The sequence below is a fragment of the Streptomyces erythrochromogenes genome (assembly GCF_036170895.1).
Taxonomy (GTDB): Bacteria; Actinomycetota; Actinomycetes; order Streptomycetales; family Streptomycetaceae; genus Streptomyces; species Streptomyces erythrochromogenes.
Map to the genome: position 1 here is coordinate 4,493,246 of NZ_CP108036.1, position 21,728 is coordinate 4,514,973.

General features: G+C 71.4%; 19 protein-coding genes. 6 read left to right on the top strand and 13 right to left on the bottom strand.

Features of this window, described 5'->3' with window-relative positions:
• Positions 1-3: 3 nt before the first annotated feature.
• The gene (locus tag OHA91_RS20440; RefSeq protein WP_031154209.1) at positions 4-1,002 is read left to right on the top strand and encodes an inorganic phosphate transporter; all 999 of its coding nucleotides are present in this window, start codon (positions 4-6) and stop codon (positions 1,000-1,002) included.
• A 248-nt stretch (positions 1,003-1,250) separates the two neighbouring features.
• On the opposite strand, the gene pstB is transcribed toward OHA91_RS20440, so the two are convergent.
• From pstB to mshD, 7 genes are all read right to left on the bottom strand, one after another.
• On the bottom strand, positions 1,251-2,027 hold the full coding sequence (gene pstB / locus OHA91_RS20445) for a phosphate ABC transporter ATP-binding protein PstB (protein WP_031154211.1): 777 nt from the start codon (positions 2,025-2,027) through the stop codon (positions 1,251-1,253).
• Positions 2,028-2,057: 30 nt separating this feature from the next.
• Positions 2,058-3,140: a phosphate ABC transporter permease PstA gene (gene pstA / locus OHA91_RS20450; RefSeq protein WP_266500032.1), complete on the bottom strand. Its 1,083-nt coding sequence runs from the start codon at positions 3,138-3,140 to the stop codon at positions 2,058-2,060.
• Positions 3,140-4,129 carry a phosphate ABC transporter permease subunit PstC gene (gene pstC, locus OHA91_RS20455; protein ID WP_031154216.1) on the bottom strand — a complete coding sequence of 330 codons (990 nt, stop codon included), beginning with the start codon at positions 4,127-4,129 and terminating at the stop codon, positions 3,140-3,142. Before pstC ends, pstA begins: the two co-directional genes overlap by 1 nt.
• A gap of 142 nt (positions 4,130-4,271) precedes the next feature.
• On the bottom strand, positions 4,272-5,408 hold the full coding sequence (gene pstS / locus OHA91_RS20460; protein ID WP_031154218.1) for a phosphate ABC transporter substrate-binding protein PstS: 1,137 nt from the start codon (positions 5,406-5,408) through the stop codon (positions 4,272-4,274).
• A gap of 239 nt (positions 5,409-5,647) precedes the next feature.
• Positions 5,648-6,538, bottom strand: a complete 891-nt coding sequence (locus OHA91_RS20465) for a CHAD domain-containing protein (RefSeq protein WP_408059176.1) — start codon at positions 6,536-6,538, stop codon at positions 5,648-5,650.
• Positions 6,539-6,617: 79 nt separating this feature from the next.
• Positions 6,618-8,921 carry an RNA degradosome polyphosphate kinase gene (locus tag OHA91_RS20470; protein WP_031154222.1) on the bottom strand — a complete coding sequence of 768 codons (2,304 nt, stop codon included), beginning with the start codon at positions 8,919-8,921 and terminating at the stop codon, positions 6,618-6,620.
• A gap of 245 nt (positions 8,922-9,166) precedes the next feature.
• On the bottom strand, positions 9,167-10,093 hold the full coding sequence (gene mshD / locus OHA91_RS20475; RefSeq protein WP_031154225.1) for a mycothiol synthase: 927 nt from the start codon (positions 10,091-10,093) through the stop codon (positions 9,167-9,169).
• A gap of 170 nt (positions 10,094-10,263) precedes the next feature.
• Between mshD and OHA91_RS20480 the strand changes: the two genes are divergently transcribed.
• A complete protein-coding gene (locus OHA91_RS20480) occupies positions 10,264-12,081 on the top strand; it encodes a bifunctional metallophosphatase/5'-nucleotidase (protein ID WP_328739714.1) in 1,818 nt (605 codons plus the stop codon).
• A 99-nt stretch (positions 12,082-12,180) separates the two neighbouring features.
• Here OHA91_RS20480 and OHA91_RS20485 read toward each other — a convergent pair whose 3' ends face one another.
• A complete protein-coding gene (locus tag OHA91_RS20485) occupies positions 12,181-12,963 on the bottom strand; it encodes an alpha/beta fold hydrolase (protein WP_031154229.1) in 783 nt (260 codons plus the stop codon).
• 130 nt (positions 12,964-13,093) lie between these two features.
• Here OHA91_RS20485 and OHA91_RS20490 point away from each other — a divergent pair, with 130 nt between their 5' ends.
• Both OHA91_RS20490 and OHA91_RS20495 read left to right on the top strand, forming a co-directional pair.
• On the top strand, positions 13,094-13,663 hold the full coding sequence (locus OHA91_RS20490) for a TetR/AcrR family transcriptional regulator (RefSeq protein ID WP_031154232.1): 570 nt from the start codon (positions 13,094-13,096) through the stop codon (positions 13,661-13,663).
• Between the two features lie 75 nt (positions 13,664-13,738).
• Positions 13,739-14,695: a phosphatidylinositol-specific phospholipase C gene (locus tag OHA91_RS20495; protein WP_245240194.1), complete on the top strand. Its 957-nt coding sequence runs from the start codon at positions 13,739-13,741 to the stop codon at positions 14,693-14,695.
• Here the strand turns inward: OHA91_RS20495 and OHA91_RS20500 are convergent.
• The 3 genes from OHA91_RS20500 to OHA91_RS20510 all read right to left on the bottom strand — a co-directional run bounded on the left by OHA91_RS20500 (position 14,675) and on the right by OHA91_RS20510 (position 18,285).
• Positions 14,675-16,117 carry a sensor histidine kinase gene (locus OHA91_RS20500; RefSeq protein ID WP_031154237.1) on the bottom strand — a complete coding sequence of 481 codons (1,443 nt, stop codon included), beginning with the start codon at positions 16,115-16,117 and terminating at the stop codon, positions 14,675-14,677. The two genes, OHA91_RS20495 and OHA91_RS20500, sit on opposite strands and share 21 nt — an antisense overlap.
• Complete coding sequence (locus OHA91_RS20505; RefSeq protein ID WP_031154239.1) at positions 16,114-16,845, bottom strand: response regulator transcription factor; 732 nt, start codon at positions 16,843-16,845, stop codon at positions 16,114-16,116. Before OHA91_RS20505 ends, OHA91_RS20500 begins: the two co-directional genes overlap by 4 nt.
• Before the next feature lie 210 nt (positions 16,846-17,055).
• Complete coding sequence (locus OHA91_RS20510) at positions 17,056-18,285, bottom strand: S1C family serine protease (protein WP_328739715.1); 1,230 nt, start codon at positions 18,283-18,285, stop codon at positions 17,056-17,058.
• A 211-nt stretch (positions 18,286-18,496) separates the two neighbouring features.
• Here OHA91_RS20510 and OHA91_RS20515 point away from each other — a divergent pair, with 211 nt between their 5' ends.
• On the top strand, positions 18,497-18,847 hold the full coding sequence (locus OHA91_RS20515) for a hypothetical protein (RefSeq protein ID WP_328739716.1): 351 nt from the start codon (positions 18,497-18,499) through the stop codon (positions 18,845-18,847).
• A 19-nt stretch (positions 18,848-18,866) separates the two neighbouring features.
• On the opposite strand, the gene OHA91_RS20520 is transcribed toward OHA91_RS20515, so the two are convergent.
• On the bottom strand, positions 18,867-19,889 hold the full coding sequence (locus OHA91_RS20520; RefSeq protein WP_030855197.1) for a LacI family DNA-binding transcriptional regulator: 1,023 nt from the start codon (positions 19,887-19,889) through the stop codon (positions 18,867-18,869).
• A gap of 70 nt (positions 19,890-19,959) precedes the next feature.
• Positions 19,960-20,742: a response regulator transcription factor gene (locus OHA91_RS20525; protein WP_031154247.1), complete on the bottom strand. Its 783-nt coding sequence runs from the start codon at positions 20,740-20,742 to the stop codon at positions 19,960-19,962.
• Positions 20,743-21,212: 470 nt separating this feature from the next.
• Between OHA91_RS20525 and OHA91_RS20530 the strand changes: the two genes are divergently transcribed.
• Positions 21,213-21,467 (top strand): MoaD/ThiS family protein, encoded by a 255-nt coding sequence (locus OHA91_RS20530; RefSeq protein ID WP_031154250.1) that lies wholly within the window; start codon positions 21,213-21,215, stop codon positions 21,465-21,467.
• The last annotated feature ends 261 nt before the right edge of the window (positions 21,468-21,728 follow it).

Here is a 21,728-nt window from a genome sequence, read left to right on the forward strand (position 1 = left end):
CTCGTGGACACCTTCGCTCTGGTCGTGACCATCGGTGTCGCGCTCGGTTTCACATATACGAACGGTTTCCACGACTCGGCGAACGCGATCGCGACCTCGGTCTCGACGCGTGCCCTGACCCCGCGCGCCGCCCTCGCGATGGCCGCGGTGATGAACCTCGCCGGCGCCTTCCTGGGCAGCGGCGTGGCCAAGACGGTCAGCCAGGGTCTGATCGAGACGCCGCACGGCTCCACGGGCATGTGGATCCTCTTCGCGGCGCTGGTCGGCGCGATCGTCTGGAACCTGATCACCTGGTACTTCGGCCTGCCCTCGTCCTCCTCGCACGCCCTCTTCGGCGGCATGGTGGGTGCGGCCCTGGCCGGCGGCACGGAGGTGATCTGGTCGGGCGTGGTCGACAAGGTCGTCATCCCGATGTTCGTCTCGCCGGTCGTCGGCCTGGTCGTCGGCTACCTGGTGATGGTGGTCATCCTGTGGATGTTCCGCCGGTCCAACCCGCACAAGGCCAAGCACGGCTTCCGTATCGCACAGACGGTGTCGGCGGCCGCGATGGCGCTCGGCCACGGTCTGCAGGACGCGCAGAAGACGATGGGCATCGTCGTGATGGCCCTGGTCATCGCCGACGTGCAGACCTCCGACGCGCCGATCCCGGTGTGGGTCAAGGTCGCGTGTGCCGTGATGCTGTCGCTGGGTACGTACGCGGGTGGCTGGCGCATCATGCGTACGCTCGGCCGCAAGATCATCGAGCTGGACCCGCCGCAGGGCTTCGCGGCGGAGACCACCGGCGCCTCGATCATGTTCGGCTCGGCCTACCTCTTCCACGCGCCGATCTCCACCACCCACGTGATCACCTCGGCGATCATGGGTGTGGGTGCGACGAAGCGCGTCAACGCGGTGCGCTGGGGCGTCGCCAAGAACATCATCCTGGGCTGGTTCATCACGATGCCGGCCGCGGCCCTGGTCGCGGCGATCAGCTTCTGGATCGTGAACCTGGCCTTCGGCTAGCGGCGCTGCCGCCCCCTGCTGGGGGTCCGGGGGTGATCCCCCGGGGGATGCAGTATCACGATGCCGGCCGCGGCCCTGGTCGCGGCGATCAGCTTCTGGATCGTGAACCTGGCCTTCAGCTAGTTCCGGTCGTACGGACACGAAAGCGGGCCGGCTCCCCCCACCCAGGGGGAGCCGGCCCTCTTTCTTTCTTCCGCCCTTGCGGTGGCACCGCCATGCAGCACCGCAGGACGCTCTCACATCTCGCTCTAGCCGAAGCGGCCCGAGATGTAGTCCTCGGTCGCCTGCACGGACGGGTTCGAGAAGATCCGGTCCGTGTCGTCGATCTCGATGAGCTTGCCGGGCTGGCCGACCGCCGCGAGGTTGAAGAAGGCGGTGCGGTCGGAGACGCGGGCGGCCTGCTGCATGTTGTGCGTCACGATGACGATCGTGAAGCGCTCCTTGAGCTCGCCGATCAGGTCCTCGATCGCCAGGGTGGAGATCGGGTCGAGGGCCGAGCAGGGCTCGTCCATCAGCAGGACCTCGGGCTCGACCGCGATGGCGCGGGCGATGCACAGACGCTGCTGCTGGCCGCCGGAGAGGCCCGAGCCGGGCTTGTTCAGGCGGTCCTTGACCTCGTTCCAGAGGTTGGCGCCCTTGAGGGAGCGCTCCACGATGTCGTTCAGCTCGGACTTCTTGAAGCTGCCGTTCAGCCGCAGGCCCGCCGCCACGTTGTCGAAGATCGACATGGTGGGGAAGGGGTTCGGGCGCTGGAAGACCATGCCGACCGTGCGGCGGACCGCTACGGGGTCCACGCCGGCGCCGTACAGGTTCTCGTCGTCCAGCATCACCTTGCCCTCGACGCGGCCGCCGGGGGTGACCTCGTGCATGCGGTTGAGGGTGCGCAGGAAGGTGGACTTGCCGCAGCCGGAGGGGCCGATGAAGGCCGTCACCGAGCGGGGTTCAACGGTCATCGAGATGTCGTCGATGGCCTTGTGGGTGCCGTAGAAGGCGGACAGTCCGCTGACGTCGATTCGCTTCGCCATGAGGGGTCACTTCGCTTTCATACAGTCGCGTCAGCGACCGGTCTTCGGGGCCTTCCAGCGGGCGATGCCGCGGGCCACCAGATTGAGGATCATGACGAAGGCGATCAGGACGAGCGCTGCGGCCCATGCCCGGTCGTAGGAGGCGTCACTGCCGACCTTGTACTGCTCCCAAATGTAGAGCGGGAGCGAGGACTGGGCGCCTTCGAAGGGGTTGCCGTTGATCAGCTGGGTGCCGAAGACCAGCAGCATGATCGGGGCGGTCTCACCGGCGATGCGGGCGACGGCCAGCATCAGACCGGTGGCGATGCCGCCGATGGCCGTGGGGAGGACGACCTTGAGGATCACGCGCCACTTCGGCACACCGAGGGCCAGGGCGGCCTCGCGCAGCTCGTTCGGGACGAGCTTGAGCATCTCTTCGGTGGAGCGGACCACGACGGGCATCATCAGGATCGACAGGGCCATCGCGCCGGCGAAGCCGGAGGGCCCGAAGCCGAGTGCCAGGTTCCAGGTCGTCAGGATGAACAGGCCCGCGACGATGGAGGGGATGCCGGTCATGACGTCGACGAAGAAGGTCACGGCCTTGGCGAGCGTGCCCTTGCCGTACTCGACGAGGTAGACGGCGGTCAGCAGGCCGATCGGCGCCGCGATCAGGGTGGCGAGGGCGATCTGCTCGATGGTGCCGAGCAGCGCGTGGTAGACGCCGCCGCCCTCCTCGAAGCTGGTCACGCCGTTCATCGAGTGCGTCAGGAAGTCGGCGCTGAAGACCTCGATGCCGCGGCTGATCGTGGTCCAGATCAGCGAGAGCAGCGGGATGACGGCGAGGACGAAGGAGACCCACACGACGGAGGTCGCGATGCGGTCCTTGGCCTGGCGGCGGTTCTCGATCACCGCGCTGGCGGTGTACGTGATCGCGAGGAACAGGATGGCCGCGATCAGACCCCACTGGATCTTGCTGTCGAGGCCGAAGAGGACGCCGGTGCCGCAGCCGAGGGCGATCGAGAGGACCGCGATGCCGGCCGGGGCCCAGCGGGGCAGGCCGCCTCGGGTGAGGCCGGCGGGTGCGGCGGACCGGGGGGCCCTGGAGGGCCGCTGGTCCTGGAGTGCGTGGCTCATCAGGCGTTCGCCCCCGAGAAGTCCTTGCGGCGAGCGATGATCAGGCGAGCTGCACCGTTGACCAGCAGGGTGAGCAGGAAGAGGACCAGACCGGAGGCGATCAGCGCGTCCCGGCCGAACTCGTTGGCCTCGTCGAACTTCGCGGCGATGTTCTGCGCGAACGTGCCGCCGCCCGGGTCGAGGATGTGGCCGGAGATCAGGAAGCTCGGCGAGAGGACGGTGGCGACGGCCATGGTCTCGCCGAGCGCGCGGCCGAGGCCGAGCATCGAGGCGGAGATGACGCCGGAGCGGCCGAAGGGCAGCACCGACATCCGGATGACCTCCCAGCGGGTCGCGCCGAGGGCCAGGGCGGCCTCCTCGTTCATGCGCGGGACCTGGAGGAAGACCTCGCGGCTGACGCTGGTCACGATCGGCAGGATCATGATCGCGAGCAGGATGCCGACGGTGAAGAGCGAGCGCGCGACGCCGACCTGGGTCTTGTCGAAGACGTAGGTCCAGCCCAGGTACTCGTCGAGCCAGAGGTTCAGGCCTGCCAGCTGCGGGACGAGGAAGAGGGCGCCCCAGATGCCGTAGATGATCGACGGCACGGCGGCCAGCAGGTCGACCACGTAGGCGATCGGCGCGGCGAGCCTGCGCGGCGCGTAGTGCGAGATGAAGAGGGCGATGCCGACGGCGATCGGAACCGCGATGACCATCGCGATGATCGAGCTGACGACGGTGCCGAAGAGCAGGACGGCGATGCCGAAGACGGGCGGGTTGGCCGACGCGTTCCAGTCGAAGGTGGTGAGGAAGTTCCCCTCGTTCTTCGACAGTGCGATCGAGGCGCGGTAGGTGAGGAAGACGGCGATCGACGCCATGATCACCAGGAGCAGGATGCCGGAGCCCTTGGAGAGCCCGGCGAAGATCTTGTCACCGGCGCGGCCGGTGGGCCTCTTGCTCGTGGAGACAGGCGGAGCCGTGTCTATCTGGGTGGGTGTGGTGGAAGCCATGGTCTTTCCGGTCTGTGTGGGGGGCAGGCCCCCTGGCGGCGGTGCACCGGATTTCCCCCGGGTGGAGGGGAAGGGGCTCCGGGGCCGGTCCGCCCGGTCCCCGGACGGGGGGAGGGGACGGACCGGGCCTCGGAGCTGAGGACTAGCTGAGCGAGTTGATGACCTCGCGGACCTTGGCGTTGATCTCGGCCGGGATCGGCGCGTAGCCGTTCTCGAGGAGGATCTTCTGGCCCGCGTCGGACGCGGTGTAGTTCAGGAAGGACTTGACGGTCGGCAGGGTCTCCGGCTTGTTGCCCTTGTCGCAGACGACCTCGTAGGTGACCAGGACGATCGGGTACGCGCCCTCGGCCTTGGTGGTGTAGTCGAGCTTGAGCGCCAGGTCCGAGCCGGTGCCGGCGATCTTGGCGGCGGCGATGGCCTTGGAGGCGTTCTCGCCGGTGGCCTTGACCGGGGCGGCGGCGCCCGTGTTCAGGTCGACCGTCTTGATGCCCTGGGCGCTGGCGTAGGAGAGCTCGAAGTAGCCGATGGCACCGTCGACCTGCTTGACCTGGGTCGCGACACCGGAGGAGCCGGAGGCGCCGAGGCCGCCCGGGGCCGGCCACTTCTTCGCGGCCTCGTACGGCCATGCGTCACCGGCGGTGGCCTTGAGGTACTTGCCGAGGTTCTCGGTGGTGCCCGAGTCCTCGGAGCGGTGGAAGTGCTGGATGGCGGTGGAGGGAAGCGTGACGCCGGGGTTCAGCTTCTTGATCGCCTCGTCGTCCCACTTCTTGATCTTGTCGTTGAAGATGTTGGCGATCGTGGCGGCGTCAAGGTTCAGCTTGTCCACGCCCGCGACGTTGAAACCGAGGGCGATCGGGCCGCCGACCATCGGCAGGTCGATGCCCTGGCCGCCGGTGCAGATCTTCTTCGACTCCTCGACCTGCTCCGGCTTCAGCGCCGAGTCGGAGCCGGCGAAACCGACGGTGCCCTGGTTGAAGGCGACGATGCCCTCACCGGAGGAGGAGGACTTGTAGTTCACCTCGACGCCGGAGCAGGCGGCCATGTAGTTCTTCACCCACAGGTCGACCGCGTTCTTCTGCGCGGAGGAGCCGGAGGCGAGCAGCTTGCCCTTGGCGCCCTCGCACTTGATGTCGCCCGCGGCCGGAGCGGCGGCCTTGGACGCGCCGTCGCCGGTCTTGGTGTTGTCGTCCGAGCCGCACGCCGTGAGGACCAGGGCGCCTGACACGACAAGCGCACCGAGGGCGGAGGCACGAAGCATGTTCTTGCGCTGAAGCTTCACTTTCGGGTGTTCCTTCCAGAAGCCGCCGGCCGCTTTCCGTTCGTGCCGGGCGGCGTGCGAAGAGGACTACTACGTCGGGTGCCCGGGTCGGCCGCTCCGTCTGCGGGCCACCGTCTCCGTGCACGACCGAAATTAGGCAGAACAGGTGAAGCAGCCGACCGGCCCGAGTGAACGGACGGTGAACCGTGGCGGACGACCCGGTGCGTTCCGGGGCGTCCGCGCACAGTCGCCATCATCCGTTATCCCGCCGTTACCGCGGTGTGACCCGCGGGCTCCCTCAGCCAGAGGTGCTGGAAGTCGGCCCGGGCCGCCTCGACCTCGTGGCGCTGGTCGGCGTGCAGGACGCCCAGGGCGTAGGCCGTCGCCGGGGCGATGCGCGGGGTGCGGGCCGCCGTGGCGGAGGCGGCGGCGGCCTCGGCGGCGTCACGGTGGCGGTTCAGGGCCTCGCCCGCGGCCGCCGGCCGGGTCACGTCCTCGCCGAGGACCTCCCGCGCGTAGCGGTGGACCCGCAGGAGGCGGCGCACCTCGTGCCAGAGGCCGTCGTGGTCCGCGTTGTACGGGCTCGGCGCCGCCTCGCAGCCGCTGATCGGCGGCAGTGCCGAGACCGCGGCCGACAGGCGGGTTTCGGCCACGGCCGCGAGCGGTACCAGGACCTCTGCGACCGGTCCGCGGGCCGCGACGGCGTCGAGCGGGACCTCGGAGGCCAGCACGGCCACCGCGTCCGCCACGGCGTGGAAGCGTGACGAGCCGAGCGCCTGGAGGGTGGCAGAGTGGGCGCGCGTCCGGGCCAGGGTCAGCTGGCGTTCCAGCAGTGCGCCCGCGCGCGCCGAGCCCACCGTCAGCGCGCCCGCCGAGCCGCGCGGGGCGGGGAGCTCCGGGGACCCCGACAGCCGGTGCAGTGCGTCCATGAGCCGGGCCAGCCGGGCGGCGTACGCGTGCTCGTCGGCCAGGGTCGAGGACAGCCACACCAGCTCGGCGCGCAGTCCGTCGGCCCAGGACGACTCGGTCACCACCCGGAACGTGGCCAGTGATCCGCTGATGCGGCGCGCGGCCCCCCGCAGGCTGCGCGCCGCGTCGCTGCTCTCCGCGGCGTCGGCCCCGCTCGCAGCGCTCGGACTGTACTGGCGCATCCCCCTGAGGAAAGCCGTGGCCTGGGAGCGCAGGTACGTGCCGAGCACGTCACCTGCGCATGGCCCCCAAGTCGACGGGTTACGGTTTTGCTGAGCCACGCCGGCGCCTCCGGGCGTCTATGAGCGTCTCCTGTACGTGCCGCAGCGGCTGGCCGTCCGCGTCCGTGCTGTGCCGTGTCCACTCGCCGTCCGGGCCCAGGTGCCAGGAGGAGGTGGTGTCGGACATGCCGGTTTCCAGCATCCGGTCCAGTGCCGCGCGGTGGGCCGGGTCGGCGACCCTGACCAGTGCCTCGATACGGCGGTCGAGGTTGCGGTGCATCATGTCGGCGCTGCCGATCCACACCTCGGGCTCGCCGCCGTTGCCGAAGGCGAAGACCCGGGAGTGTTCGAGGAAGCGGCCGAGGATCGAGCGGACCCGGATGTTGTCCGAGAGTCCGGGGACGCCGGGGCGCACGGCGCAGATGCCGCGCACCCAGATGTCGACGGGCACTCCTGCCTGGGAGGCCCGGTAGAGCGAGTCGATGAGGGCCTCGTCGACGATCGAGTTCATCTTGAGGCGCACGTACGCGGGGCGGCCGGCCCTGTGGTGGGCGGCCTCCTTGTCGATCCGTGCGATCAGTCCGTCGCGCAGCGAGCGGGGCGCGACCATCAGCCGGCGGTAGGTCTCGCGGCGCGAGTAGCCGGACAGCCGGTTGAACAGGTCGGAGAGGTCCGCGCCGACCTGCGGGTCGGCGGTGAGCAGGCCGAGGTCCTCGTAGAGCCGGGCGGTCTTGGGGTGGTAGTTGCCGGTGCCGACGTGGGCGTAGCGGCGCAGCTGGTCGCCCTCCTGCCGGACGACGAGCGACAGCTTGCAGTGGGTCTTGAGGCCGACGAGCCCGTAGACGACGTGGCAGCCGGACTCCTCCAGCTTGCGCGCCCACTTGATGTTGGCCTGCTCGTCGAAGCGGGCCTTGATCTCGACGAGGACGAGGACCTGCTTGCCGGATTCGGCGGCGTCGATCAGGGCGTCCACGATCGGGGAGTCGCCGGAGGTGCGGTAGAGCGTCTGCTTGATCGCGAGGACGTCCGGGTCGGCGGCGGCCTGCTCCAGGAAGGCCTGCACCGAGGTGGAGAACGAGTCGTACGGGTGGTGCAGCAGGACGTCCCGCTCGCGCAGGGCGGCGAAGATGTCGGGCGCGTGCGCGGACTCGACCTCGGCGAGGTCCCGGTGGGTGCCGGCGACGAACTTCGGGTACTTGAGCTCGGGCCGGTCCAGGGAGGCGATCCCGAAGAGGGCGGTCAGGTCGAGGGGCCCGGGCAGCGGGTACACCTCGGAGGCGTTGACGTTCAGCTCCTGCACGAGGAGGTCCAGGACGCCGGGGTCGATGGACTCCTCGACCTCCAGGCGCACGGGCGGGCCGAAGCGGCGCCGCATGAGCTCCTTCTCCAGTGCCTGGAGCAGGTTCTCGGCGTCGTCCTCCTCCACCTCCAGGTCCTCGTTGCGGGTCACGCGGAACATGTGGTGCGCGAGCACCTCCATGCCCGGGAACAGCTCCTCCAGGTGCGCGGCGATGACGTCCTCCAGCGGGACGTAGCGCTGCGGGGAGGCCTCCAGGAAGCGGGAGAGGATCGGCGGGACCTTGACCCGGGCGAAGTGGCGGTGGCCGCTGACGGGGTTGCGCACGACCACGGCCAGGTTCAGGGAGAGGCCGGAGATGTACGGGAAGGGGTGCGCGGGGTCCACGGCCAGCGGGATGAGCACCGGGAAGATCTGGTTCCGGAACAGCGTGAAGAGGCGGGCCTGCTCCTTCTCGGTGAGGTCGGGCCAGCGGATGAGGTGGACGCCCTCCTCGGCCAGCGCCGGGGAGATGTCCTGCTGGAAGCAGGCGGCGTGGCGGGCCATGAGCTCGCGCGAGCGCGTCCAGATGAGGTCCAGCACCTCGCGGGGCTGCAGGCCGGAGGCCGATCGGGTGGCGACGCCCGTCGCGATACGCCGTTTGAGGCCGGCCACGCGGACCATGAAGAACTCGTCGAGGTTGCTCGCGAAGATCGCCAGGAAGTTCGCGCGCTCCAGGAGCGGGGTCGTCGGGTCCTCGGCGAGCTCCAGCACCCGCTCGTTGAAGGCGAGCCAGCTGCGCTCCCGGTCGAGGAAGCGGTCCGGGGGGAGCTCCCCGCCGTCCTTGTCGTCGTAGGCGTCCAGGTCGGCGTCGAGATCGGGGTCGAGGCCGATGTGCGGGCGGTGCGCGGCGATGGAGCCTATGCGGGCGTGGGCCGCGGCGCCGGTGGCCGGGGTGGCGGCCTTGCCTGTCGCCTTGCCGGTCGCCTTGTCGGCGGCGGAGGCGGACGTGTGAGACGGGTGCTGGGCGGGGACCTCGGTGGGACCGGCGCTGGGCTTGTGACTCATGACTCCATTCTTCCGCGCAAGCGGCAGGACAGGCGCGTCGGACGGGTCTGCCGTCAGTCGGAGTCGGGGCTGCATTGGGGGAGAGTCGCAAGCGCTTCTGAATGCCCGGTTAATGGCGCATGGCTTCCCGGCTCCGGCTGGTGCACGAGTCCTTCCCGGGGCGCGGGTGGGGCGCGGTTGCCGGGGGCGCCGTCCCCGGACCCCCCGCGCCCCTTGCGCCGGCCGGCGCAGGGCCCGCCGACGGGTCAGCTCTCCGTGCGGTACATCAGGTCGACCTCGTGGGTGGTGAAGCCGAGGCCCTCGTAGACGGCGAGGGCCGCCGGGTTGTCGGCGTCGACGTAGAGCATGGCCGTCGGCAGGCCCTGGGCCGCCAGGTGCTGGAGGCCGATCGCGGTCAGGGCCTTGCCGAGGCCGCCGCCCTGGGCGCCGGGGAGGACGCCGACCACGTAGACCTCGCCCAGCTGCTGCGCCGCGTGGACCTTCGTCCAGTGGAAGCCGACGAGCTCGCCGTCGCGCTCGGCGAGGAAGAAGCCCTTGGCGTCGAACCAGGGCTGCGCGATCCGGTCGTCGAGGTCGCGCTGGGTGAGCGAGCCCTGCTCGGGGTGGTGGGCGAAGGCGGCCGCGTTCGCCGCGAGCCAGGCCGCGTCGTCGGTGCCGGGCAGGAAGGTCCGTACGGTCACGCCGGGCGGGAGCACCGGATCCGGCAGCGGGGCCCCTTCGGCCAGGGGCCGGCGCAGCTGGCGCAGCTCGCGGAAGAGGGTCAGGCCGAGCACCTGGGCGAGGTGCCGGGCGGCGGACTTGCCGCCGTGGGCCCACACCCGCAGCCGTTTGCCGGAGGCGGCCAGCAGGGCCATGCCCATCGCCCGGCCGTGGCCGCGGCCGCGCAGCGCCGGGTGGACCACGAGTTCGGCGGCCGGGGCCTCCACCGGGTCGGTGTCCTCCAGTTGCCCGTACGCGGCGAGCCGGCCGCCGTCGGTGAGCAGGAAGTGCCGGATCCCCGCGCGCGGCCCTCCGCGCAGCTGGAGCCTTCCCTGTTCGGACACGGCGGTGGTGCCGTCCGTACGCGCCGCGTCCTCGATCAGGTCGAGGACGGCGTCGGCCTGTTCCCCCGTCAGCTCGTCGAGGGTCTGAATCTGCCGTCCCGGCTCCAGGGCCGCTGCTGCGTCAGTCATGGAACGAGCCTACGACCGTCCGGGCCGCCGAGCGGAGTACGGGCACGGGGTCGGGCCTTCTTCTGCGTGTAACCAACGCGATACCCGTTACCCCCTGGTAGAGCTACGCGCGTTGACCATAGGCTTCGGCGGACCTCCCGAGCAGTATCGCTGTCCACAAAGGGGACTAAATGTCAGCGACGCCACAACGGCACCGCCGAACCCGCCGGTTGACCTTCACCGCCCTCGCCGTCACGGCCGGGGCCGGGGCGATGGTCGCCGCCGCACTGCCGGCCGGAGCCGCGAGTGGTGGCGGTACGGCCAAGAGCCGGACCGTCGATGTGCAGATGCTGTCGTTCAACGACTTCCACGGCACCCTGGAGCCCCCGCAGGGCTCCTCCGGCACCGTGACCGAACGTCAGGCCGACGGCACCACCAAGGCCATACCCGCGGGCGGGGTCGAGTACCTCGCGACCGCCCTGCGCGAGGCCCGCAAGGGCCACGAGTACTCCGTCACCGCAGCGGCCGGCGACATGATCGGCGGCAGCCCGATGCTGTCCGGGCTCTTCCACGACGAGCCGAGCATCGAGGCGCTGAACAAGCTGGGGCTGAACGTCTCCAGCGTCGGCAACCACGAGTTCGACGAGGGCAAGACCGAGCTGCGCCGCATGGCGTACGGCGGCTGCCACCCGGTCGAGGGCTGCTACGAGTTCGGCAAGGAGTTCACGGGCTCCACCTTCCAGTACCTCGCCGCGAACGTCACGGACGAGAAGACCAAGCGCCCCCTGATGTCGCCCACCTACGTGTGGAAGAAGGGCGACGTGAAGATCGGCTTCATCGGCGTCACCCTGGAGGGCACTCCGGACGTCGTGACCGCCGAGGGCGTCAAGGGCCTCAAGTTCGGCGACGAGATCGAGACGATCAACAAGTACGCCGCCGAGCTGAACAAGCAGGGCGTGAAGTCGATCGTCGCGCTGATCCACGAGGGCGGTCTGCCCGCGAACGGCGCGTACAACTACGACTGCGACGCCCCGGGCGCCGGCGCCGGCATCTCGGGCGCGATCGTGGACATCGCCAAGAACGTCGACGCCAAGGTCGACGCGCTGGTCACCGGCCACACGCACCAGGCGTACGCCTGCAACATCCCCGACCCGGCGGGCAACCCGCGCGCGGTGACCTCGGCGGCCTCCATCGGCCGTCTGTTCACGGACACCACGCTCACCTACGACCGGCAGACCAAGGACATCGTCCGTACGCCGATCAGCTCGCCCAAGCCGGTCAACAAGGTCGTCCACCGCGACCAGCCCAAGGCTGCGGACATGACCGAGCTGATCGGTCGCTGGAACGCCCTGGCGGCCCCGATCGCCAACCGTCCGCAGGGCTTCATCTCGGCGGACATCCCGGGCCGCGGCTCGGCGGAGCCCGAGAAGCCGCTCGGCGACCTGATCGCCGACGCCCAGCTCGAGGCGCTCGCCCCGGCGGACAAGGGCGGCGCTCAGCTGGCCCTGATGAACCCGGGCGGCATCCGCTCGGACCTCGCGTACAAGGCCTCGGGGGCCGAGGGCGACGGCGTCGTGACCTACGGCGAGTCCTTCACGGTCCAGCCGTTCAACAACATGATGAACGTCGTGGACCTGAGCGGCGTGCAGCTGATCACCGCGCTCCAGCAGCAGGTAAGCGGCCCGGTCAACGGGGCCAGCCCGAAGATCTTGCAGGTGTCGAAGGGCTTCACCTACACCCTCGACATGACGAAGGCCGGTGCCGACCGCATCGTCGTGGACTCGGTCAAGCTGAACGGTGCCGCGATCGACCCCGCCAAGACCTACCGGGTCGCGATGAACGAGTTCCTCGCGGGCGGCGGTGACGGCTTCACCGTCCTGAAGGAGCACAAGAACAAGCTCGTGGGCGCGTCCGACCTGGACTGCTTCAACGCCTACCTGACGAACAACTCCTCGGCGTCCGCGCCGATCGCCCCGCCGGCGGCGAACCGGATCACCGTCGTCAAGTAACACCCGCGCACAGCGTGCCCGAAGGGGCGGCGGGCCGACAGGCCCGCCGCCCCTTCGGCGTTTCCCCGCGCACCCCCGTGGCGCGGGGACCGGCGGGGATCAGAGGGCCGCGAGGAACGCCCCGACGGCCCGGTGGAAGCCGTCGGGGTCCGTGAACGGCACGAAGTGGTCGCCGTCGAGGGGCGCGTACGAGGTCCTCGGGCGCCGGGCGACCATCGCGTCGGCGACGGACTGTGTGAGCGCCTGGCTGCCGGTGCCGTGGATCAGCAGGGCCGGGCAGGTGCTCGTGAGCCAGGTGTCCCAGTGGTCGCCGGCGCAGGCGTGGATGGAGTCGAGCATGTCCTGCGGGTGGTACGCCAGGCGCCAGCCGGTGCCGTCCGGGAGGGGGCGCAGCCCGTCGGCGACGAAGGGCGCGGCCGGTCCGGCGGCGGCGAGGAGTTCCTCGCGGGTGGCGGCGGTGTGGGGGAGGCCGCCGAGGAAGTCGAACCAGTTCGGCCCGTCGGGGATGCGGATCTCGACGGTGGCGTCGACGCCGATGAGCGCGGAGATCCGGTCCGGGTGGGCGGCGGCCAGGTGGTAGGCGTTGAGCCCGCCGAGGGAGTAGCCGAGGAGCGGCACGGGGGTGCCCTGGCCCAGGTGGTCGAGGAGGGCGACGGCGTCGGCGACGTAGCCCTCGCGGCGGTAGTGGGGCGCCCGGTCGGATGCGCCGTGGCCGCGCTGGTCGGGGGCGATGACCCGCCAGGTGTCGCCGAGGGCGGCGGCGAGCCCGGTGAAGGCGAGGGCTTCGGACATGCCGCCGTGCAGGGCGAGGAGCGGCCGGCCGGTGCCGCCGAAGTCCAGGTAGGAGAGGGTCCGGTCGTCGATCTTCAGCTCGTGGCGCATGTTCCTGCCTCCCGTGGGCCTGTGGATCTTGTCGATGGCTTCACCCTGCCAGCGTTTGGGCAAGCGCGCAATACGCATGTCTTGCGCGCTTGCCCAAATCCTGTCGCGGAGTCGTGGATACGATCCGGGCATGGGAAATCGCGAGGACCTGCTGGCCGGAGCCCGGCGCTGCCTGGAGGAGAAGGGCTACCTGCGCACGACCGTGCGCGACATCGCCACGGCCTCGGGGGTGAGCATGGCGGCGATCGGCTACCACTTCGGGTCCCGGGAGGCCCTCCTCAACCAGGCCCTGTTCGCCGCCATGGAGGAGTGGGCCGCGGGATCCGGCCGCCTCGCGGGCGAGGGCGGGACCGCGGGGGAGCGCTACGCCGACACCTGGGACCGCAAGATCCGCGACTTCGGCGAGATGCGCTGGCTCTGGCTGGCCTCCGTCGAGGCGTTCGTCCACGCGCAGTCCTCGCCCGAGCTGCTCGCGATCCTCGCCGAGGGGCAGCGCCGCAACCGGCGGACGGTGGCCGCGGCCCTGCGCGGGGTGCCGCCGGAAGAGGTCTCCGATGAGGACGTGCGGGCCCTCGGCTCGATGCACATCGCGCTGCTCAGCGGCGTGATGGTGCAGACCCTGACCGACCCGGAGCAGGCGCCGGACGGCCGTGAACTCCTCCAGGGGCTGCGCTCCATGGTCGAGTTGCTCGGAAGCTGACCGCTACCGACGGGTAGCAAGTATGACGTGTGCACGCCATAATCCGGCCATCACCGGGTCGGCAAAGGGGCGGGCATGGGCATCGGCATGGGCACGGGCACGGGCACCGGAACGCGCACGGGCGCGGTCGCGGGTGCGGTCACCGGAACGGGCGGGGTCACCGCACCGGCATGGGGCCGGCGGACGTTCCTGGCCGGAGCACTGGCCCTGGGAGCGGCCGTCGGCCTGGGAGCCGCACCCGCCTCGGCGGCCGCACTCGGCACCCAGGACTGGATGGCCGGCCTCGGCGACTCCACCGCCCTCCAGCGGATGACCATCCCCGGCACCCACGACTCCGGCGCCACCAAGGGCGGGCTCTACGTCGCCTGCCAGAACACCTCGATCGCCCAGCAGCTCGACTCCGGCATCCGCTTCCTCGACGTCCGCTGCCGGGTCACCGGCGGCTCCTTCGCCATCCACCACGCGGCGTTCTTCCAGGACCTGATGTTCGGGGACGTCCTCGTCGCCTGCGCGAACTTCCTCGCCGCCCACCCCTCCGAGACCGTCCTGATGCGCGTGAAGCAGGAGTACTCCGGGGAGAGCGACGCCACCTTCCGCGCCGTCTTCGACGACTACCTGGACAACCGCGGCTGGCGTTCCCTGTTCCGGATCGCCGACACCCTGCCCACGCTCGGACAGGCCCGCGGCAAGGTGGTCCTGCTCGCCGACAACGGCGGCCTGCCGGGCCTGCGCTACGGCGACGGCAACGTCTACGACATCCAGGACGACTACAACACCGAGCCCTTCGCCAAGCGAGGCCGGATCGAGAACCACTTCCGCAAGGCCGTGCAGCAGCCCGGCAAGCTCTTCGTCAACTACGTCAGCACCGCGGCGTACATGCCGCCGCGCTGGAACTCCGACCGCCTCAACCCGCAGGTCCACGGCTTCGTCGACGGCGGGGAGATGGCCGGCCGGACCGGGCTCGGGATCGTCCCGATGGACTTCCCGAACACCCGCTCCGGCCTGGTCGCCTCACTGATCCGGCACAACTGACGGCTCGGAGGGCGGCGGGGTCGGCGCCCCGGGGATGCGGAGCACCGCCTCCGTGCCCGCACCGCCGTCCGCCGCCGCCCGCAGCTCGGCGCTGCCGCCCGCGCGGGCCGCCGTACGGGCCACGATCGACAGGCCCAGCCCGCTGCCGGGCAGGGCGCGGGCCGACTCGGACCGCCAGAACCGCTCGAAGACGTGCGGGAGGTCCGCCGCCGGGATGCCGGGCCCGTGGTCCCGTACGGTCAGCTCGCCCGCCCTCAGCGTCACCTCGACCGAGCCGCCCGGCGGGCTGAACTTCACGGCGTTGTCCAGGACGTTGACCACCGCCCGCTCCAGCGCCGCCGCCTCGCCCCGGACGTACCAGGGCTCCAGGTCCGACGCGAAGGCCAGCTCCGGACCGCGCAGCCGGGCCCGGGACAGCGCCGCCGCGGCGATCTCGTGCAGGGCGACCACCCCGAGCGGGCCGGGCGAGGCCGCATCCGGCCGGGACAGCTCCTGCAGGTCCCCGATCAGCGAGGCCAGTTCCGTCATCTGCGCCTTGACCGAGGCCAGCAGCTCCCGCCGGTCGTCGGGCGGGATGGCCCGGCCGGTCTCCTCACTGCGCGCGAGGAGCTCGATGTTGGTGCGCAGCGAGGTCAGCGGGGTGCGCAGCTCGTGCCCGGCGTCCGCGATCAGCTGGGACTGCCGGTCCTGGGAGGAGGCCAGGGCCGCGGTCATCGAGTTGAAGGACCGCGACAGGCGGGCGATCTCGTCGTCGCCCTCGTCGGGGATCCGCACCGTCAGGTCCTCGGTGCGGGCGATGTGCTCGACGGCGTCGGTCAGCTCGTCGACGGGCCGCAGCCCCGTACGGGCCACCCACAGGCCGGCCGCGCCGGCGCCGGCGATCCCCAGGGCGGAGACGAGCAGCAGCACCCAGGCCAGGGTGGACAGCGGCTTGTCGATGTCGGAGAGCGGCCGTGCCACCGAGACCGCGAAGATCGGCGCGCCGGGCGTGGTCTGTGCGGCGAAGGTGTAGACGCGCATCCGCACGCCGTTGTCCGTGGTCGCGTCGTGCAGGGCCTTGTTCTTGCGGCCCGTCGCGACCTCCCTGTCCAGGGCGATGACCGGCAGGTCGGTCTGGCCGCTCACCCAGCAGTGGTTGCCGTCCGCCGTGACGATCTGGACGGTCGCGTTCAGTTTCTCGGCGATGTCCTGCTGGGGCTGGGCCGGCGGGCGGGCCGGGCAGCCGCTGCGCAGCCGGTCCAGCACCTGGCTGGTCGGGTTGGTGGCCATCAGGGACTGGTTCAGCTGGTTGTCGAGCTGGGCCCGCACCACCACCCAGGACACCCCGGCGACGGTGGCCACGGCCACGGCCACGGCGGTGGTGACCAGCAGGGCCAGCCGGGAGCGCAGCGGCAGCGCGCGGAAGCGGGCGGCCGGGCTCACTCGGGCCCGCCATCGCCCGCGCGCAGTACGTAGCCCACCCCGCGCACCGTGTGGACCAGGCGCGGCTCCCCGCCCGCCTCGGTCTTGCGGCGCAGGTACATCACGTACACGTCCAGGGAGTTGGAGCTGGGCTCGAAGTCGAAGCCCCAGACGGTCTTGAGGATCTGCTCGCGGGTCAGGACCTGGCGCGGGTGCGCGAGGAACATCTCCAGCAGCGTGAACTCGGTACGGGTCAGCTCCACCGGGCGCCCGGCCCGGGTGACCTCGCGGGTCGCGAGGTCCATGCGCAGGTCGCCGAAGGTCAGGGCGTCCTCGTGGGGGCCGGCGCCGGCCTGTGCGGCGGCGTAGGAGCTGCGGCGCAGCAGGGCGCGCACGCGGGCGAAGAGCTCGTCGAGCTCGAACGGCTTGACTAGGTAGTCGTCGGCGCCCGCGTCGAGGCCGGTGACGCGGTCGCCGACGGTGTCGCGGGCGGTCAGCATCAGGATCGGGGTGACGCTGCCGGAGGCGCGCAGCCGGCGGGCGGCCGTGAGCCCGTCCATCCGCGGCATCTGGATGTCCAGCACGATCAGGCCGGGGGCGTACGAGGCCGCCTTGTCGAGGGCGTCGAGCCCGTCGACGGCGGTCTGCACGGCGTAGCCCTCGAAGGCGAGGCTGCGGCGCAGGGCCTCGCGTACGGCCGGTTCGTCGTCGACGACGAGGATCCGCGCTTCGCCTTCGGCGGGGTTCATGGATGGGTCTCCCAGGTGTGGTGGCCGGCAGTGGGGTCCGACGGGTGACGGCGCCTCCAGCCTCGCACGGCAGGCTGGTGCTGTGACCGGAAAGGTCCACCGGGTCACGGCACCCGGTACGGCACCTCGCCGCGTTGTCGGACCACGCAAGCCTGGGCAGACCCCATGGCACCGGACGACGCAACCCGGCAGACCTGCCCGGCCGCAGCCCTAGAAGGACGTGCCGAAGCCGTTGGCGAAGGAGTCGCCGCCGGAGGTGCCGGAGGTGCCGGCGGATTCCTTGCCTCCGGGGCCGCCCTTGCGGAGGGAGTCCAGGTCGGCCTTGATCGTGTCGACGGGGATGGCGAAGCCGAGGCCGACGCTGCCGGCGGCGGAGTTGCCGGTCGAGGGCGAGTAGATCGCGGAGGGCATGCCCACGATCTCGCCCTTCATGTTGACCAGGGCGCCGCCGGAGTTGCCCGGGTTGAGGGAGGCGTCCGTCTGGAGGGCCTTGTACGAGGTGGTGTTCGAGCCGGTGTCCCCGTTGAACTGGCGGCCGCCGAAGGAGAAGGGCCAGCTGTCCTCGCCCTGCTGGCGGCCCCGCGGGGAGCTCTGCTCCGACTTGGGCACCTTCACCTCGCGGTTCAGGGCCGAGACGATGCCGCTGGTCACGGTGCCGGTGAGGCCGTCGGGGGAGCCGATGGCGACGACCTGGTCGCCGACCTTGACGCTGCCGGAGTCGCCGAGCTCGGCGGGCTTGAGGCCGCTCGCGCCGTCGAGCTTGATCAGGGCCAGGTCCTTGTCGGGGTCGGTGCCGACGATCTTGGCGGTGTGCTTCTTGCCGTCGCTCGTCGTCACCTGGATCTGGGTGGCGCCGTCCACGACGTGGTTGTTGGTGGCGATCTCGCCGTCGGCGGTGAGCACGAAGCCGGAGCCGGTGCCCTGGCCGGAGCCGGTGCGGGTGTCGATGCGGACGACCGAGGGGCTGACCTGCTCGGCGATCCCGGCGACGGTGCCGGTGCTGGACTGCGAGACGTTCGTGCCGCTGACCCCGCCGGTGGTGCCGGCCTGCCGGTCCATCAGCTGCTGGACGGCGGCTGCGGTGCCGCCGCCGACCAGGGCCGCGGCGAGCGCGACGGCGGCCAGCAGGGCGACGGGCTTCTTCGCGCGCCGGGCGGGCGCGGCGTGGGCGGGACCCTGCGGGAGGCCGGCGCCGGCTTCGCCGCCGTCCGCCGGGGCCGGGACCGTCTCGCCCCGGATGACCGGCGGCTGGTGCGCCTCGTGCCAGCCGGGCGCGGCCGGCGGGTAGGCGGGCGGCGGCGGATACGCCCCGGCTCCGGTCCCGACTCCGGCCTCGTGCGCCAGCCGGTCGCGTCCGCGCTGCCAGTCCTCGCCGAACGGCGCGTGCTGGGGGCGGTGTTCCTGCGGGTACTCGCCTTCGCGGCGGAAGCTCTCGGTCATGACACGACTCTCCCCGCCGTTGATGAGAGCTTCCTGAGTCCGGCCTGAGAAGCCCGACAGAACCGCGTATGCCCGATGTAAAGACACTTCCCGGCGCCTCCCCCTTCCGCTATCTTGAACGCGTTCAAGTGAACGAGTTCAAATACCGATCGGGGGGATCGTGGACGAGGTCGTGCGGCGGAGGGTGTCCCGCTTGCCGTGGAGGCTGGCCGTGACCGCGGCGGCGGTGACGGCCGGTACGACGGTGTGGTCGGCGACCGTGGCGACGGAGGGTGTGCCGGCCCGCGGCTTCCTGCTGATCCTGTTCGTCGCCGGTCTGCCGCTCCTGGCGCGCGACGCGCCGACGGCCTTCACCTGCGTCTGCCTGCTCACCGGGATGGTCCTGCTGTGGGTGTCGCTGCTCGGGGCCGCAGTCGGGCTCGGGCCGGTCGTCGCTGCGTCGCTCGCGCTGCTGGCCGCGTCCGTCGCCGATCCCGACGCCCCACCGGGCGGCTGTTCGGTGGCGCTCGCCGGGGCGCTGCTGCTGGTGATCCTGCCGGTGTGCTTCTGCTGGTTCTCCTGAACCGGAGCGACCCCTGCGGCTACCGGCAGCCGCAGGAGCGGCGGACCACCAGCGCCGACGGGAACTGCTTGAGGCGCTCACGGCGCGAGCCGGCCACGCGCAGGCCGTCGTCCAGGACCAGGTCCACCGCCGCGCGGGCCATCGCCGGGCGGTCCGAGGCGATCGTGGTCAGCGGCGGGTCCGTGAGGGCCGCCTCCTTCACGTCGTCGAAGCCGGCCACGGCCAGTTCCCCGGGCACGTCGATGCGCAGCTCGCGCGCGGCGCGCAGCACGCCGATCGCCTGGTCGTCCGTGGCGCAGAAGATGGCCGTCGGCCGGTCCGGCCGCGCCAGGACCTCCAGGGCGACCGTGTACGCGTCGTAGCGGTTGTACGGCGCCTCGATGAGCCGGCCCTCGATGGAGCGGCCGGCCTCCAGCATGGCCCGCCGCCAGCCCTCGACGTGGTCGGCGACCGGGTCGCCGACCGACGGGGTGTTCTCGATGCCGCCGATGCAGGCCACGTACTCGTGCCCGTGCTCCAGCAGGTGCCGGGTGGCGAGCTGGGCGCCGCCGATGTCGTCCGTGACGACCGCGACGTCGTCGATCGCCTCCGGGCGCTCGTGCAGCAGCACCACGCGGGCGTCCCAGGCCTCGATCTCGCTGGCCGCCTGCTCGCTCATGCCCTGGCTGACCAGGATCAGGCCGGAGACCCGCATCCCGAGGAAGGCCCGCAGGTAGTGGACCTCGCGCTCGGTGCGGTAGTCGGAGTTGCCGACCAGGACCATCTTTCCGCGCTCGGCGGCGGCCTGCTCGACCGCGTGCGCCATCTCCGCGAAGAACGGCTGGCGGGCATCGGGGACGATCATGCCTATGAGGTCGGTGCGCCGCGACGCCATCGCCTGGGCGACCCGGTCCGGGCGGTAGCCCAGATCCTTGATCGCGGCGAGGACACGCTCGCGCGTGGCCGGGGCAACCGGCCGGGGTCCGTTGTTGATGACGTAGCTCACGACGGCGGTAGAAGTACCCGCAAGTCGCGCTACGTCATCCCGCGTCACCTTGGCCACGCGCGGCAGTCTACGCGGGGTGACCTACCTCTGGGCAGGGCGTCCTGAAGACCGGACGATCATCCGGCCCTTAGGCCGACCGGGTGGTCGCCCCGGACGCCCGGGCAGGCCCCTCCGCGGCCGCCTCCGCGGCGACCTGGGCCGCCGCCTGGGCCGCGGCCTCCGCCGCCGCCCGCTCGACCTTCTCCGGCGTGACGAAGCGGTAGCCGACGTTGCGGACCGTGCCGATCAGCGACTCGTGCTCGGGGCCGAGTTTCGCCCGCAGCCGCCGTACGTGCACGTCGACCGTCCGGGTGCCTCCGAAGTAGTCGTAGCCCCAGACCTCCTGCAGCAGCTGCGCGCGGGTGAAGACCCGGCCCGGATGCTGCGCGAGGTACTTGAGGAGCTCGAACTCCTTGAAGGTGAGGTCCAGCACCCGCCCCTTGAGCTTGGCGGAGTACGTGGCCTCGTCCACCGACAGGTCGCCGTTGCGGATCTCCATGGGGGAGTCGTCCGAGCCGAGCTGCTGGCGGCCCGTGGCCAGCCGCAGGCGTGCCTCGACCTCGGCGGGGCCGGCGGTGTCCAGGAGTACGTCGTCGATGCCCCAGTCGGCGGTGACGGCCGCCAGGCCGCCCTCGGTGACGACGAGGATCAGCGGACAGCCGGGGCCGGTGGAGCGCAGCAGCTGGCACAGCGACCGGACCTGCGGCAGGTCGCGGCGGCCGTCGACGAGGATGACGTCGGCGCCCGGGGTGTCCACGAGGGCCGGGCCCTCGGCCGGCGCCACCCGGACGTTGTGCAGCAGCAGGCCGAGTGCGGGCAGCACTTCGGTGGACGGCTGCAGCGCGTTGGTGAGCAGCAGGAGCGAGCTCATGACCGACCACCTGCCCGGGCCGGACGGTGGTGCACGGTTCGCTGGTCCATCACGTCGGTTCCTCCTCGGTCCCGTCGAGGACGTGCGCGGTACTGCTTCGTACGTGTCGCCTGGTGCCCTCACGGCCCCGCGCCCTGGGGATCCGCCCGGTCACCACTGTTCTCGGTTCGTTCAACGTGCTGAAAGCACAAAAGGACCCGGGGGCCACATTGCCCGGATCCTCTCGCCAGCAGAATAGCCCACCCGCCGTTTCCCGTCCGAGGCTCTCCTCCTTCCTCTTCTGTGGTTCATGCCACGCTCCTGCCACGTTCCGCCCTGCGTATGCACCGTTTTTCACCGGAACGGAGGCATGCGGGGCGGCGGGGCCGGGCCGGCCCGGCGCACACACGGCGCGTCGGGGCACGCCGGGGGCGGCGGCCGGAGGGGCCATCATGGAGGCCGACGGTAGAGAGCCGACGATAGGAGCTGCAGTGGCAACCGGAACCATCCGCTACTGGGCGGCGGCCAAGGCCGCGGCCGGGACTGCGGAGGAGCCGTACTCGGCCAGGACCCTGGCCGAGGCGCTCGAGGGCGTGCGGGAACGCCACCCAGGGGAGCTGACCCGGGTCCTGCTGCGCTGCTCCTTCCTCGTGAACGAAGAACCTGTGGGCAAGCGCCCGCACGATTCCGTACCGCTGACCGAGGGGGGCACCGTCGAGGTGCTCCCGCCGTTCGCGGGCGGGTGAGCGGGAGCCGATGAGCACGCCTGAGGAACAGCAGCAGCAACAGCAGTCGCAGCAGCAGCAGCCGCACGACCCGTACGGGACCCAGACCTGGCAGGCCGACACCTGGGACACCGGATACCAGCCGGTGCATCCGCCGCTGGGCGCGGTGCCCGGGCAGCCGGTCGCGCCCGAGGGCTGGTTCCGCGACGAGGCCGCCGCGCCGGGTGCGGGGGCCGTGCCCGGCCAGGCCTCCGCCTACCCGTCGTACCAGGGCCAGGGCCA

Excerpts from the sequence above, each read along its gene's own strand:
- pstB (WP_031154211.1), bottom strand. The coding sequence starts at position 2,027 with ATGGCGAAGCGAATCGACGTCAGCGGACTGTCCGCCTTCTACGGCACC.
- OHA91_RS20470 (WP_031154222.1), bottom strand. The coding sequence starts at position 8,921 with ATGAGTCACAAGCCCAGCGCCGGTCCCACCGAGGTCCCCGCCCAGCAC.
- OHA91_RS20465 (WP_408059176.1), bottom strand. The coding sequence starts at position 6,538 with ATGCGCCAGTACAGTCCGAGCGCTGCGAGCGGGGCCGACGCCGCGGAG.
- OHA91_RS20525 (WP_031154247.1), bottom strand. The coding sequence starts at position 20,742 with ATGAGCTCGCTCCTGCTGCTCACCAACGCGCTGCAGCCGTCCACCGAA.
- OHA91_RS20485 (WP_031154229.1), bottom strand. The coding sequence starts at position 12,963 with ATGCGCCACGAGCTGAAGATCGACGACCGGACCCTCTCCTACCTGGAC.
- OHA91_RS20505 (WP_031154239.1), bottom strand. The coding sequence starts at position 16,845 with ATGAACCCCGCCGAAGGCGAAGCGCGGATCCTCGTCGTCGACGACGAA.
- OHA91_RS20480 (WP_328739714.1), top strand. The coding sequence starts at position 10,264 with ATGTCAGCGACGCCACAACGGCACCGCCGAACCCGCCGGTTGACCTTC.
- mshD (WP_031154225.1), bottom strand. The coding sequence starts at position 10,093 with ATGACTGACGCAGCAGCGGCCCTGGAGCCGGGACGGCAGATTCAGACC.
- pstA (WP_266500032.1), bottom strand. The coding sequence starts at position 3,140 with ATGAGCCACGCACTCCAGGACCAGCGGCCCTCCAGGGCCCCCCGGTCC.
- OHA91_RS20495 (WP_245240194.1), top strand. The coding sequence starts at position 13,739 with ATGGGCATCGGCATGGGCACGGGCACGGGCACCGGAACGCGCACGGGC.
- OHA91_RS20490 (WP_031154232.1), top strand. The coding sequence starts at position 13,094 with ATGGGAAATCGCGAGGACCTGCTGGCCGGAGCCCGGCGCTGCCTGGAG.
- pstC (WP_031154216.1), bottom strand. The coding sequence starts at position 4,129 with ATGGCTTCCACCACACCCACCCAGATAGACACGGCTCCGCCTGTCTCC.
- OHA91_RS20510 (WP_328739715.1), bottom strand. The coding sequence starts at position 18,285 with ATGACCGAGAGCTTCCGCCGCGAAGGCGAGTACCCGCAGGAACACCGC.